The organism is Ruegeria sp. BE1, from assembly GCF_056538885.1.
In genome coordinates this window covers 112,165-124,395 of record NZ_JBQFTY010000007.1, presented here as the reverse complement: position 1 = coordinate 124,395, position 12,231 = coordinate 112,165, and the positions used below count along the sequence as shown (strand labels likewise).

The following is a 12,231-nucleotide window of genomic DNA, read 5'->3' as shown; positions in this document are numbered from 1 at the left end:
GCATGGCCGATTTGATCCTCACCCCAAATCTCGACAATGCCGACGATTTCTATGCCGGTTTGCTGGCCGCCCATGACGGGTTGGACAAGTCAGAAAGCGACGCCCTGAACGCGCGGCTGGTTCTGCTGCTGGCCAACCATATCGGACAGGCCGAAGTTCTGGCTCAGGCTTTGGACGCCGCCAGATTGCAGGACGATTGATTACATGAGCGGTGCGGTTCTGTACGATTACTGGCGCTCATCCGCCAGTTACCGGGTCCGCATCGCGCTGAACCTGGCCGGGATCACCTATCGTGCGGTCCCGGTCGACCTTAGGGGCGGAGATCAAAGGTCCCCGGACCATCTGGCACGCAACCCGCAGGGGCTGGTTCCTGTGCTGGAGATTGACGGGCTGCGACTGACGCAATCGCTGGCGATCATAGACTATCTGGATCAGACCCGCGGGCTCGGCCTTTTGCCCGCTGAACCTGCGCAAAGGGCCAGGGTTTCGGCTTTGGCGCAGTCGATTGCTGTCGACATCCATCCGGTCTGCAACCTGTCAGTGGCCCAGCATGCCACCGCCCGCGGCGGCGAAACGGGTGATTGGATGCGTCATTTCATCCGGCCGGGTCTGGTGGCGTTTGAAACCTTGCTGAACGGGTTCGAACAATCCCCCTATTGCACAGGGTCCGGGCCCAGCCTCGCCGATCTGTGCCTGATCCCGCAACTTTACAACGCGCACCGCTGGGATGTGGACCTGTCCGACCTGCCGCGTATTCAGGGGGTCGAAGCCGCCTGCGCGGATCATCCTGCCTTTGTCGCCGCCTACCCTAAGGCCCCGACCTGATGCACAGGGTCTGTGTGCGGGCAATGGTGTGAAACCCGACGCCATGGGTGTAGTTTCTTCGAAACGGATGCAGGAGGCCCCAATGCCCGAGATCACCGGCTATCACGCCCATGTCTATTTCGACGCCGAAACCCAAAACACCGCGCAACAGCTATGCCAAGAGGCCGCCCGCCTTTTTCCGGTTGAGATGGGCCGAATGCATGCCAAAAACGTCGGGCCGCACCCGCGATGGAGTTGCCAACTGGCCTTTACCCCGGACGCATTCGATCAGGTCATCCCCTGGCTGATGCTGAACCGGCAGGGCCTGACCATCTTCACCCATCCCGAAACCGGCCAGCACCTTGAAGATCACCGCGACCGGGCCATTTGGATGGGCGAGTTGTTGGACCTGAACCTGTCGATCTTTGACAAGGCGGGCGCCTAAAGCGCCCTTGCCTGATCCCTCAGCTTGAATTTCTGGATTTTCCCGGTCGAGGTTTTGGGCAACGCGCCAAACACCACCGTCTTGGGCGCTTTGAAATGGGCCATGTTATCGCGGCAAAAGGCGATGATCTCGGCATCGGTGGCCTGCGCATCGGGCTTGAGTTCGACAAAGGCGCAGGGCGTTTCACCCCATTTCTCGTCGGGGCGGGCGACCACGGCGGCCTCCATCACGGCGGGGTGTTTATAAAGGATGTCCTCAACCTCGACCGATGAGATATTCTCACCCCCCGAAATGATGATGTCCTTGGACCGGTCCTTCAGCGCGACATAGCCATCCGGGTGCATCACGCCCAGATCGCCCGAGGCGAACCACCCGCCCTTGAACGCCTTGTCCGTGGCATCAGCATTTTTCAGATAGCCCTTCATGACCACGTTGCCTTGCATGAAAATCTCGCCCATGGTTTCACCATCCGCGGGCACGGGCTCCAGCGTTTCGGGATCGGCCACCATCAACCCGGACAGGGCCGTATAACGCACCCCCTGCCGGACCTTCAGCGCGGCGCGATCTTCGGCGGGCTTGTCGTTCCATTCCTCTTTCCAGGCGCAGACAACCGAGGGACCGTAGGTTTCGGTCAGACCATAGACATGGGTCACGTCAACGCCCATCGCCTCCATTTTCTCAATCACGGCGGCGGGCGGCGGGGCCCCGGCGGTCATCACCTTGATCTGGTGATCGAAATCCTTGAGGTGATCGGGTGCGTTTGCCAGCATGTTCAGAACAATCGGCGCGCCGCAGAAATGGGTGACTTTTTCTTCGCGGAAGGCGGCATAGATCGGCTCATCCCGCACGGCCCGCAGGCAGACAGACACGCCGGCATTGGCCGCCATCGCCCAAGGGAAACACCAGCCATTGCAGTGGAACATCGGCAGTGTCCACAGATAGACCGAATGTTTGGGCATATCCCAATCTAACAGGTCCGACTGCGCATTCAGCATGGCCCCGCGGTGGTGATAGACGACGCCCTTGGGATTGCCCGTGGTGCCGGAGGTATAGTTCAGCGTGATCGCGTCCCATTCGTCATCGGGCAGCGACCAGGCAAAATCCGGGGATCCTTCGGTCAACAGGGTGTCATAAGTCAGCCCGCCCAGCTTTTCGCCTCCCTCAAAATCGGGGTCTTCAATGTCGACCACCAGAATATCGTGATCGACTTGTTTCAGGGCCTCTTTCACCACGCCCGAAAATTCGGGATCGACCAGCAAGACCTTGGATTCCGCATGGTTCAGGATGAAGGCAATGATCGGCGCGTCCAGCCGGGTGTTGATCGTGTTCAGCACCGCGCCTGCCATGGGCACGCCAAAATGGGCCTCATACATCTCGGGGATATTGGCCGCGATGATCGATACGGTATCGCCCTTGCCAATCCTCCGCGCAGAAAGCGCACCGGCCAGACGGCAGCACCGCCCATAGGTCTCGACCCAGCTGTAGCGACGCGCGCCATACACCACCGACGGATAGTCGGGATAGATCTGCGCGGTGCGCTCGATGAAACTCAGCGGGGACAAGGGCGTGTAATTCGCGCGGTTCTTGTCCAAATGACGTTCGTATATATTGGTTTCTGCCATTTGCTGACCCTCCCAGTTCAGATGCTGCGCGACTTGATCACAAAGTTTCGCATCTGACAAATCCGTATAAATACTTCGGGCCCATAGACTGGTAATACGGGATGGTGCAATCTGGCCCTATCTACAGATGGTCATTCGCGGTGATCTGAGTCATCAAAAAAACAGGGGCCTCAGGCACCTTGCGCACCCACTTTTGCTGAAAGGACATGTCATGGACGGCACGTTCAACGAAAACGATCTTTCCCGCGTGGTCGAGGCCGACCGCGCCCATATCTGGCACCACCTGATCCAGCATAAGCCCTTTGAAACCAACGATCCGCGCATCATTGTCGAAGGCAAAGGCATGCGCGTCTGGGACCAGAACGGCAAAGAACATCTGGATGCGGTTTCAGGCGGGGTCTGGACGGTCAACGTGGGCTATGGCCGCGAATCGATCTGCAAGGCCGTCTATGACCAACTGATGAAGCTGTGCTATTTCGCCAACTCGGCCGGGTCGATTCCCGGATCAATCTTTGCCGAAAAGCTGATCAGCAAGATGCCGGGCATGAGCCGGGTCTACTACATGAACTCGGGCTCTGAGGCGAATGAGAAAGCCTTCAAGATGGTCCGCCAGATCGCCCATAAGAAATACGGCGGCAAGAAGACCAAGATTCTGTATCGCGACCGGGATTATCACGGCTCGACTCTGGCGGCGATGTCGGCGGGTGGTCAGGACGAGCGCAACGCGCAATACGGCCCCTTTGCGCCCGATTTCGTGCGCGTGCCGCATTGCATGGAATACCGTAAACACGAGCTTGACGGCGCGCCCGAGGAGAACTTTGGCGAATGGGCCGCCGACCAGATCGAAGAGGTCATCCTGCGCGAAGGCCCCGACACTGTGGGTGCCCTGTGCCTGGAACCTGTGACCGCTGGCGGCGGCGTTATCGAGGCCCCCGAAGGCTATTGGCAGCGCGTGCAGGAGATTTGCGACAAGTATGACATCCTGCTGCATATCGACGAGGTTGTCTGCGGCGTCGGCCGCACCGGCACATGGTTTGGCTATCAGCAATATGGCGTGAAGCCTGACTTTGTAACCATGGCCAAAGGCGTCGCCTCGGGCTATGCGGCCATTGCCTGCATGGTCACGACCGAAGAAATCTTTGACATGTTCAAGGACAATGCCGACGACCCGATGAACTATTTCCGCGATATCTCGACCTTTGGCGGTTGCACAGCAGGCCCGGCAGCGGCGATCGAAAACATGCGGATCATCGAGGATGAGAACCTGCTGCAGAACTGCACGGACATGGGCGCTCGTATGATGGGCAACCTGCAGGGGCTGATGGAAAAGCACAAGGTCATCGGCGACGTACGCGGCAAGGGACTTTTCCTTGGGGCCGAGCTGGTCTCGGACCGTTCCACCCGCGAGCCGGTTGATGAAAAACTGGCGCAGGCCGTTGTGGCTGACTGTATGGCGCAGGGTGTGATCATCGGCGTCACCAACCGCTCGGTCCCGGGCCGGAACAACACGCTGTGCTTCTCGCCCGCGCTGATTGCGACGCCGGACGATATCGACCAGATCACCGATGCGGTGGACGGCGCGCTGGGGCGTGTCTTCGGCTAAAACCTGCGAAAGATGAAAACCGGCGCACCCTCGCGCCGGTTTTTTTGTGCCCGAACAAAACCTTGCCAAAACCCGCAACTCGGATAGCCTGTTTCTATTCCAGACAGGAGACCCCCGATGTTACGCGCCTTTTTCACCGCTTTCATTCTTGCCTTCACCACACCCGCATTTGCCGAACAAGGCAGCGGTTTTCCGCAGATCGTCGGTACCTGGCACGGCACCTATCTGGTGGGCTTTGCCAAATCGAACCCGAACCACGCCAAGGGCCTGCTGAAAACCGAGATGGAGCTGGAGATCACCAAGCTGGACGGCAACCTGATCACCGCCACCAACCGCTGGCGCCGGATCGGAGACAAAGACTGGATCATCGAAGAGGCGATGGGCACGTTTTCTCTGGACGATCCCACCCGCTTTGTTCTGGCCGAGGCAGGGATTTCAGGCGATGATGTATCCTCGGGGATATTCAACGGTGTCTATCTGGATGACGTGATCATGGTGACCTATGCAGGTCCGGGGACCGGGGTGGCGTTTGCGGCGCAGTTAGTGAAGAAGAGTGGTGAATAGCGTTATAGGGAACTATTTTGTGGATTTTTTGAATAGGCTACACAGCAGACTTGAAAGCTCAAAATGGCTGCCGTGGTTGGGCATGTTGCCACTTGTAGTTATGCTCGGTGTGGCCTTCGCAACGGAAGATACATTCAAGGCACTGGGCTTTGTAACGGTTACAGCGAGTATCTTCGGCGGCGCATGGTTGGGTAGTTACGCCGGGGCGCTCATCGGCAGACTAGTGTTCAAAAATCATCCACAGATACGAGAAAGACAGCGTGTTGCATTTACAGTTTTTGGATTCCTTTTCTTTCCCGTAGTGGTTGGAAAACTGACAAACACTTACCTCAACACTGGTATTGAGTTTTATTCCACTGGCAAACACCTCGCAATTGCCGGTTTTATGAGTTTCTTCGCCTTCTTAATTTCGTCGCCTAAATCGAAAACGAAGAACAGCGGTAACTGCTAGATACCATTCCAAAAAGCTCACGTTTTCCCTCTGAGCTTCTCAGCAGCGGACGGACAACCAAAAAAAGCCGCCCCAAGTGGGACGGCCTTTCATTCACTGTCTCTGTAGCAGAGGATCAGGCAGCCAGAGCGGCCTGAGCTTTGGCGACGATCGCGCCGAACGCTTCCGGTTCGTGCACGGCCAGGTCGGCCAGAACTTTGCGGTCCACTTCGATACCGGCCAGGGTCAGGCCGTTGATGAAGCGGGAATAGGTCAGAGCCTCGTCATGCGAACGGACAGCCGCGTTGATCCGCTGGATCCACAGCGCGCGGAAGTTGCGCTTGCGGTTCTTACGGTCGCGGGTTGCATACTGGTTGGCCTTGTCGACGGCCTGACGGGCGACCTTAAAGGTGCTCTTGCGGCGGCCATAGTAACCTTTGGCGGCCTTGATGACCTTCTTGTGACGGGCGTGAGTTACGGTTCCACCTTTAACGCGGGACATCTCTTAATCTCCTCTTAGCGGTCGTAGGGCATGTAGCCCTTGACGATCTTGGCGTCGGGGGCGGACAGGGTGGTGTTGCCACGGGCGTCGCGGATGAACTTTTTGGTCCGCTTGATCATGCCGTGCCGTTTGCCGGCCTGGCCAGCAAGGACCTTACCGGTCGCAGTCACCTTAAAGCGCTTCTTGGCGCTCGACTTAGTCTTCATCTTAGGCATTTCCGTCTCCTTTCAGGGTTCGGTACTAAACGCGACTCGGCATGCCATCTCGGCCGGTCACGCGATCAGAAGCGCCGTTTACGCAAGTTCGACCATACTGACAAGGGGGTTTCGACCAGAATCTGCGCTTTTCGCAGGCTGGTCAGGCACCGGGGCGACGCGCGCCGCCCCGGTGTATAGGATCAATGACCGAACTTGCGGATTTCACCGCTTTTCAGCCGGGCTGCATAGCTGGCCAGTTCCTCGCGCACGACCTTCATCAGGAAGTACAACGCAAAGACGTTCACGACCGCCATGGCAAAGATCGCTGCATCCGAGAAATCGATGACCGGACCAAGGTTGGCCGCCGCGCCGATTACCACGAAGACGCAGAAGATGATCTTGAAGATCAGCTCTTTGGTCTGCCCCTCACCGAACAGATAAGTCCACGCCTTGAGGCCATAGTAGGACCAGCTGATCATGGTCGAGAAGGCAAACAGAACCACCGCGATCGCCAACACATAGGGGAACCAGCCAAAGGCGCTGGCAAAGGCCGCCGAGGTCAGGCTGACGCCCGAGTTGCCGTCAACGGTGGCGATACCGCTGCCGTCTTCAGTCAGCATGTACAGACCGGTTTCCGGATCGATCAGCAACTGCTGCGTGATGATGATCACCAGCGCGGTCATGGTACAGATCACAACCGTATCGATGAACGGCTCCAGAAGCGATACAAAGCCTTCGGTGATCGGCTCACTGGTCCGCACGGCCGAGTGCGCAATCGCCGCGGACCCGACGCCCGCTTCGTTCGAAAACGCCGCCCGGCGGAAGCCCTGGATCAGCGCTCCGACCATACCGCCAGCAACGCCAAGACCGGTAAAGGCCCCTGCGAAAATCTGGCCAAAGGCCCAGCCGATCTGGTCTGCGTGCATGATGATGATTACCAGCGCGGCCAGCACATACATGACGCCCATGAACGGCACGACCTTTTCCGTCACGCGCGCGATGGATTTCAGGCCACCCACGATCACCGCAAAGACGATGCCTGCAAAGACCAGACCTGTGATCCAGCCCGGGTAATCCCCGACAATGCCCGCGATCTGAGCGTGCGCCTGATTGGCCTGGAACATGTTGCCCCCGCCCAGCGCGCCAAGGATACAGAAGATCGAGAACAGAACGGCCAGAATTTTACCGCCCGGCAAGCCCAGCTCATTGAACCCTTTGGACATATAATACATCGGGCCACCAGACACGGTGCCGTCTTCGTATTCGTTGCGGTATTTCACACCCAGCGTACATTCTGTGAATTTCGAGGCCATGCCCAGCAGGCCCGCCATGATCATCCAGAAGGTCGCCCCCGGCCCGCCGATCCCGACGGCCACCGCGACACCCGCGATGTTACCCAGACCGACAGTCCCCGACAGCGCGGTTGCCAGCGCCTGAAAGTGGCTGACCTCCCCCGCGTCGTTGGGATCGGAATAGTCGCCTTTGACAAGGCTGACGGCATGGCCAAAGAACCGGAACTGAACAAAGGCGAAATACAGCGAGAAGACCGTCGCTGCGACCACCAGCCAGCCCACGATCCAGGGGAAGCCCGTGCCCGGGAACGGGGCAAAGATAAAGCTGACAAACGGCCCGGTGAAATCGGCGAATGCCTGGTTGATCCTGTCATCCAGACCCGGCGCGTCCTGCGCGAAAGCGGGGCTAGCGGCCAGAGCGGCAACCGCGCCAAGGCTCAGTTTTTGAAACATATTCATTCCTGTCACTCCCCTCAGTTCACGACCGTGACCGGCACATCGGCATGCATGACCAGATTCTGGGTCGAACTGCCAAAGAGCCGTTTCTTGAACCCATCCGCCGAGGCACGCCCGACGATGATCTGGGTGCCGCCGTTGTCGACGGTGATCTTGTTCAGCGTCTCGGCCACGTCGCCATGGCGGACGATGCCATGCGCTGTGAAACCTTCCGCCGTCAACGCGTCGACCGCAGGGGTGACAATGCGGTTGGTGGCCAGTTCGACCTCTTCCTCGCGCCGCTTGTGCCGCAGGGCGTTTTCTTCAGGTGTCTGAAAGGTGAATGGGGACCATTCGATGACATAGACCACCAGCAATTCGCAGGACCCGATGCGCCCGGCCAAATCCTTGGCAAAGGCAATCGCGCGTTCGCCGGTTTCTGTCCCGTCCAGTCCTATGACAATTTTCGTTGTCATGACGTTCCTCCAATATTTTTTGATTATACCGGGACCCGTGACCCCGGTGGGGCAGCCGGAACCTGGAACTATCTGAGTAGACCGCCCCTGACGCCCAGTATCCGAGAAAAACACCAAAAAACAGAGAGGTTTTTACAGAATTCAACCGCAATGTTGATTTCTAATTGAAAATAAAAGAAAAAAGTCGCCTATTATTTAGGCGACTTTTGAAAGTATCGATTTGAGGCTCGCCGATTTATCGCCATACTCAACCCGGATCAGTGTTGTAGATCAACCGTTCGTCACACGGGGCGATCCGCAGAATATTGGTGGTTCCGGGCACATTGAAAGGCACACCGGCGGTGACAACGATCTGATCCGTCTCAGCCGCGAAACCAGCGGACCGCGCCGCGCGGGCTGCGTTGACGACCGCCCCCTTGAACCGCTCAAGCTCGGGCGTCATCACGCAGTGGCAACCCCATGTCAGGCACAGACGGCGGGCCGTACCGGTGGCGGGCGTCATCGCGATGATGGGCACACCGGGCCGTTCCCGCGCAGTCAGCAGCGCGGTCGTGCCGCTTTGGGTAAAGCAGCAGATGGCCTTGATGTCCGTCTTTTCCGCAATCTCACGCGCAGCGGCCACGATCCCATCCGCGATGGTTGTACCCTTGGCCGAACGCGATGAGGCGATGATCTGACCATAGGTCGGGTCAGCCTCAACCTCGATGGCGACCTTGTTCATGGTCTGCACGGCCTCAATCGGGTAGGAACCCGCCGCCGATTCCGCGCTGAGCATGATGGCATCGGTGCCCTCATAGATGGCAGTCGCCACGTCCGAAACCTCGGCCCGGGTTGGCATCGGGCTTTCGATCATGCTTTCCAGCATCTGGGTCGCCACGATCACCGGCTTGGCCGCGCCCCGGCACTTACGCACCAGGCGCTTTTGAATGGGCGGCACCGCTGAAACAGGCAATTCCACACCAAGATCGCCGCGCGCGACCATGATCCCGTCCGAGGCGTCCAGAATATCGTCGAACGCCTCAACCGCTGCGGGCTTTTCGATCTTGGACAGGATCGAGGCCCGCCCATCCGCCAGCGCACGGGCTTCGAACACGTCCTTGGCACGCTGCACAAAGCTGAGCGCCAGCCAGTCGACCCCCAACTGGCACACGAATTCCAGATCGTCCCGGTCCTTCTCCGACAGCGCCGCCAGCGGCAGCACGACATCTGGCACATTCACGCCCTTGCGGTTTGAGATCGTCCCCCCAACCTCAACCGTGCAATTGGCGAATTCCTGACCGCAGTCTTGCACGGTCAGGCGTATCTTGCCGTCATTGACCAGCAACCGCGCGCCCGGCTCAAGCGCCGCAAAAATCTCGGGATGCGGCAGGCATACGCGTCCGGCATCACCGGGGGCCGGGTCTAGATCCAGGCGGAACATCGCGCCCTCTTCCAGCTCTTCGGCGTCGTTGGCGAACACACCGACCCGCAGCTTCGGCCCCTGAAGGTCCGCCAGAATCGCGATCGGGCTGTCCAGGTCTTTTTCAACCTGACGGATAATCCGGTGCCGCTCGCGGATTTCATCATGGCTGCCATGGCTCATGTTCAGGCGGAACACGTCGGCGCCGGCCTCATGCAGGGCGCGGATCATGTCATAGTCATTTGACGCCGGTCCCAGCGTCGCCACGATTTTTACACTTCTCAGGCGTCGCATTGGTGGTGCTCTCCTCACGTCTTGATTTTGTCTTCGCGCAATTGTTACCGCAAACATTGCTTATGGCCGCTTATTGCGCAATTCCCTTTTTAAAGCAACTGCCCTACACCTGCGACAAACTAGATGACAGGCTTATGACGTATTCCCCGTTTTTTATCCACGGCGCTGATCGCCCTTCGCGCTGGCTGATCACATGTGACCATGCCACAAACACTGTCCCGCCCGAAATAAACGGCGGCGACCTTGGCCTGCCGCGCGAGGATATGGAACGTCACATCGCCTATGATGTCGGGGCCTATGAGGTTTCAAAACATCTGGGGGAAATCCTGAACGCACCTGTTGTGGCTGCCAATTTCTCACGCCTGGTGATCGACCCGAACCGGGGTGAGGATGACCCGACACTGCTGATGAAGCTGTATGACGGCTCGATCATCCCCGGCAACCGCCACGCTGACGCGGCCGAGCGGGAACGGCGGCTGAATATGTGCTACCGCCCCTATCACACCGCCTTGGCAGAGTTCGCCGCCCTGCCCCATGCGGTGATCATCTCGATGCACTCCTTCACGCGCCAGCTGCGCGGACGCGAACCCCGCCCGTGGCATGTCGGCGTGCTGCACACCCCGGACAAGCGTTTTTCGCGCCCGCTGATCAATCGGCTACAGGCCGAGGGCGACCTGTGCGTCGGCGTCAACGAGCCCTATACCGGCGTCCTGCCCGGCGATGCCATCGACAAGCACTGCACCGCTTTTGGCCGCCCCAATGCGCTGATCGAGTTACGCAATGACCTGATCGCTGATCACGCGGGCCAACGGGACTGGGCGGAACGTCTGGCCGTGGTGCTGCAAGATGCGCTGACGGCCAGCGAACTATAGCGCTGCATTGAAAGACGCGCCTTCCACCGCTACTTGAATAGGCAACACGCCAACCGGAGTCAGCCCATGGACAAGCAAACCGAAATCGAACTTCAGGCCGCCGCGTTTCGACGCTTGCAAAAGCACCTGATGGAAGACCGCACCGATGTTCAGAACATCGACATGATGAACCTTGCCGGGTTCTGCCGCAACTGCCTGTCGCGCTGGTATCAGGAAGCGGCCAATGAAAAAGGCATCGAGATGGGCAAGGACGAAGCCCGCCAGATTTTCTACGGCATGACCATGGATGAGTGGAAAGCCAACTATCAGACCGAGGCCAGCCCCGAAAAACAGGCCGCCTTCGAGGTCGCATTCGAAGAAAACGTTACGAAAAAGGGTTAAGCCCGGAAATCAAAAAGGCCCGCCGGTTTGGCGGGCCTTTTCATTCAGATCGCCGCCTTGCGGCTTTCGTCCAGATAAATCTCACGCAGACGCTTTGCAATCGGCCCGGGCGTGCCATCGCCCAGCGGAACGCCGTCGATCTCTACCACGGGCATCACAAAGGCACTGGCCGAAGTGGTAAAGGCTTCATCCGCTTCTTTCGCCTCATCAATTGTGAACAGGCGCTCTTCGACTTCCATCTGCGCCTCAGCCGCCATACGCAGGACGGCCTTGCGAGTAATCCCGTGCAGAATGTCATTGGACAGTGGGCGGGTCACGATCTTGCCGTTCTTGACGAAATAGGCGTTGTTGCTGGTGCCTTCGGTGACAAAGCCATCCTCGATCATCCACGCATCATCGCAGCCAGCGGCCTTGGCCATCATCTTGCCCATGGACGGGTACAGCAGCTGTACCGTCTTGATGTCGCGACGACCCCAGCGGATATCATCAATCGAGATGATTTTGGCACCCTTCTGCGCCGCCGGGCTGTCGGCCAGACCCGGCTTATTCTGCGTGAACAGAACCAGCGTCGGCTTGGTGTCAGCGGAAGGAAAGACAAAATCCCGGTCACCGTCACTGCCGCGCGTGACCTGCAGATAGATCAGGCCCTCATCGATCCCGTTCAGCTCAACCAGCTTGCGGTGGATGTCCAGCAGTTCAGCCTTGCTGCAGGGCTCAGCCATCTGCAATTCGTCCAGCGACCGTTTCAGACGCACCGCGTGGCCATCAAAGTCGATCAGCTTGCCGTCCAGCACGCTTGTCACCTCATAGACGGCGTCGGCCATCAGGAAACCACGGTCAAAGATGGATACCTTGGCCTCGGTCTCGGGCAGGTACTCTCCGTTCACGTAAACGGTGCGGGTCATGTCATATCCT

15 protein-coding genes are annotated in these 12,231 nt (G+C 58.7%); 8 read left to right on the top strand and 7 right to left on the bottom strand.

All coding sequences use genetic code 11. The annotated features are described in order from the left end of the window. Positions 1 to 2 precede the first annotated feature (2 nt). The 3 genes from ACR0J5_RS18320 (at position 3) to ACR0J5_RS18310 (ending at position 1,249) form a co-directional block, all read left to right on the top strand. Positions 3 to 200 carry a DUF2783 domain-containing protein gene (locus ACR0J5_RS18320; RefSeq protein WP_480655938.1) on the top strand — a complete coding sequence of 66 codons (198 nt, stop codon included), beginning with the start codon at positions 3 to 5 and terminating at the stop codon, positions 198 to 200. 4 nt (positions 201 to 204) lie between these two features. Continuing rightward, positions 205 to 825 carry a maleylacetoacetate isomerase gene (gene maiA, locus ACR0J5_RS18315; RefSeq protein ID WP_480655937.1) on the top strand — a complete coding sequence of 207 codons (621 nt, stop codon included), beginning with the start codon at positions 205 to 207 and terminating at the stop codon, positions 823 to 825. A gap of 82 nt (positions 826 to 907) precedes the next feature. After that, on the top strand, positions 908 to 1,249 hold the full coding sequence (locus tag ACR0J5_RS18310; protein ID WP_480655935.1) for a DOPA 4,5-dioxygenase family protein: 342 nt from the start codon (positions 908 to 910) through the stop codon (positions 1,247 to 1,249). Here ACR0J5_RS18310 and ACR0J5_RS18305 read toward each other — a convergent pair. Continuing rightward, a complete protein-coding gene (locus ACR0J5_RS18305) occupies positions 1,246 to 2,871 on the bottom strand; it encodes an acyl-CoA synthetase (RefSeq protein WP_480655934.1) in 1,626 nt (541 codons plus the stop codon). The genes ACR0J5_RS18310 and ACR0J5_RS18305 overlap by 4 nt on opposite strands. Positions 2,872 to 3,082: 211 nt before the next feature. On the opposite strand from ACR0J5_RS18305, the gene ACR0J5_RS18300 reads away from it, so the two are divergent. From ACR0J5_RS18300 to ACR0J5_RS18290, 3 genes are all read left to right on the top strand, one after another. Further along, positions 3,083 to 4,474 carry an aminotransferase family protein gene (locus ACR0J5_RS18300; protein WP_480655932.1) on the top strand — a complete coding sequence of 464 codons (1,392 nt, stop codon included), beginning with the start codon at positions 3,083 to 3,085 and terminating at the stop codon, positions 4,472 to 4,474. A gap of 117 nt (positions 4,475 to 4,591) precedes the next feature. After that, positions 4,592 to 5,038, top strand: coding sequence for a hypothetical protein (locus ACR0J5_RS18295; protein WP_480655930.1), 447 nt, complete (start codon positions 4,592 to 4,594; stop codon positions 5,036 to 5,038). A 19-nt stretch (positions 5,039 to 5,057) separates the two neighbouring features. Continuing rightward, positions 5,058 to 5,489: a hypothetical protein gene (locus tag ACR0J5_RS18290; protein ID WP_480655928.1), complete on the top strand. Its 432-nt coding sequence runs from the start codon at positions 5,058 to 5,060 to the stop codon at positions 5,487 to 5,489. Positions 5,490 to 5,604: 115 nt separating this feature from the next. On the opposite strand, the gene rplT is transcribed toward ACR0J5_RS18290, so the two are convergent. From rplT to pyk, 5 genes are all read right to left on the bottom strand, one after another. After that, positions 5,605 to 5,970, bottom strand: a complete 366-nt coding sequence (gene rplT, locus ACR0J5_RS18285; RefSeq protein ID WP_480655926.1) for a 50S ribosomal protein L20 — start codon at positions 5,968 to 5,970, stop codon at positions 5,605 to 5,607. Positions 5,971 to 5,984: 14 nt separating this feature from the next. Beyond that, positions 5,985 to 6,185: a 50S ribosomal protein L35 gene (rpmI, locus tag ACR0J5_RS18280; RefSeq protein WP_010443552.1), complete on the bottom strand. Its 201-nt coding sequence runs from the start codon at positions 6,183 to 6,185 to the stop codon at positions 5,985 to 5,987. Positions 6,186 to 6,367: 182 nt separating this feature from the next. Continuing rightward, positions 6,368 to 7,918, bottom strand: coding sequence for an alanine/glycine:cation symporter family protein (locus ACR0J5_RS18275; RefSeq protein ID WP_480655924.1), 1,551 nt, complete (start codon positions 7,916 to 7,918; stop codon positions 6,368 to 6,370). A gap of 14 nt (positions 7,919 to 7,932) precedes the next feature. Further along, positions 7,933 to 8,370 carry a universal stress protein gene (locus tag ACR0J5_RS18270; RefSeq protein WP_480655922.1) on the bottom strand — a complete coding sequence of 146 codons (438 nt, stop codon included), beginning with the start codon at positions 8,368 to 8,370 and terminating at the stop codon, positions 7,933 to 7,935. Between the two features lie 247 nt (positions 8,371 to 8,617). Then, positions 8,618 to 10,063, bottom strand: coding sequence for a pyruvate kinase (pyk, locus tag ACR0J5_RS18265; RefSeq protein WP_480655920.1), 1,446 nt, complete (start codon positions 10,061 to 10,063; stop codon positions 8,618 to 8,620). Between the two features lie 134 nt (positions 10,064 to 10,197). On the opposite strand from pyk, the gene ACR0J5_RS18260 reads away from it, so the two are divergent. Together ACR0J5_RS18260 and ACR0J5_RS18255 are read left to right on the top strand one after the other, a co-directional pair. Then, the gene (locus tag ACR0J5_RS18260) at positions 10,198 to 10,935 is read left to right on the top strand and encodes an N-formylglutamate amidohydrolase (RefSeq protein WP_480655918.1); all 738 of its coding nucleotides are present in this window, start codon (positions 10,198 to 10,200) and stop codon (positions 10,933 to 10,935) included. Positions 10,936 to 11,001: 66 nt separating this feature from the next. Then, the gene (locus ACR0J5_RS18255; RefSeq protein ID WP_480655916.1) at positions 11,002 to 11,316 is read left to right on the top strand and encodes a DUF1244 domain-containing protein; all 315 of its coding nucleotides are present in this window, start codon (positions 11,002 to 11,004) and stop codon (positions 11,314 to 11,316) included. A gap of 44 nt (positions 11,317 to 11,360) precedes the next feature. Here the strand turns inward: ACR0J5_RS18255 and ACR0J5_RS18250 are convergent, their stop codons facing one another. Next, positions 11,361 to 12,221 carry a D-amino-acid transaminase gene (locus ACR0J5_RS18250; RefSeq protein WP_480655914.1) on the bottom strand — a complete coding sequence of 287 codons (861 nt, stop codon included), beginning with the start codon at positions 12,219 to 12,221 and terminating at the stop codon, positions 11,361 to 11,363. Between the last annotated feature and the right edge of the window lie 10 nt (positions 12,222 to 12,231).

What these genes read in the sequence shown, in the direction of transcription:
- ACR0J5_RS18270 (WP_480655922.1), bottom strand. Translation starts at nt 8,370, where the DNA reads ATGACAACGAAAATTGTCATAGGACTGGACGGGACAGAAACCGGCGAA.
- maiA (WP_480655937.1), top strand. Translation starts at nt 205, where the DNA reads ATGAGCGGTGCGGTTCTGTACGATTACTGGCGCTCATCCGCCAGTTAC.
- ACR0J5_RS18310 (WP_480655935.1), top strand. Translation starts at nt 908, where the DNA reads ATGCCCGAGATCACCGGCTATCACGCCCATGTCTATTTCGACGCCGAA.
- ACR0J5_RS18320 (WP_480655938.1), top strand. Translation starts at nt 3, where the DNA reads ATGGCCGATTTGATCCTCACCCCAAATCTCGACAATGCCGACGATTTC.
- pyk (WP_480655920.1), bottom strand. Translation starts at nt 10,063, where the DNA reads ATGCGACGCCTGAGAAGTGTAAAAATCGTGGCGACGCTGGGACCGGCG.
- rplT (WP_480655926.1), bottom strand. Translation starts at nt 5,970, where the DNA reads ATGTCCCGCGTTAAAGGTGGAACCGTAACTCACGCCCGTCACAAGAAG.
- ACR0J5_RS18255 (WP_480655916.1), top strand. Translation starts at nt 11,002, where the DNA reads ATGGACAAGCAAACCGAAATCGAACTTCAGGCCGCCGCGTTTCGACGC.
- ACR0J5_RS18305 (WP_480655934.1), bottom strand. Translation starts at nt 2,871, where the DNA reads ATGGCAGAAACCAATATATACGAACGTCATTTGGACAAGAACCGCGCG.
- ACR0J5_RS18260 (WP_480655918.1), top strand. Translation starts at nt 10,198, where the DNA reads ATGACGTATTCCCCGTTTTTTATCCACGGCGCTGATCGCCCTTCGCGC.
- ACR0J5_RS18300 (WP_480655932.1), top strand. Translation starts at nt 3,083, where the DNA reads ATGGACGGCACGTTCAACGAAAACGATCTTTCCCGCGTGGTCGAGGCC.
- ACR0J5_RS18250 (WP_480655914.1), bottom strand. Translation starts at nt 12,221, where the DNA reads ATGACCCGCACCGTTTACGTGAACGGAGAGTACCTGCCCGAGACCGAG.
- rpmI (WP_010443552.1), bottom strand. Translation starts at nt 6,185, where the DNA reads ATGCCTAAGATGAAGACTAAGTCGAGCGCCAAGAAGCGCTTTAAGGTG.
- ACR0J5_RS18275 (WP_480655924.1), bottom strand. Translation starts at nt 7,918, where the DNA reads ATGAATATGTTTCAAAAACTGAGCCTTGGCGCGGTTGCCGCTCTGGCC.
- ACR0J5_RS18295 (WP_480655930.1), top strand. Translation starts at nt 4,592, where the DNA reads ATGTTACGCGCCTTTTTCACCGCTTTCATTCTTGCCTTCACCACACCC.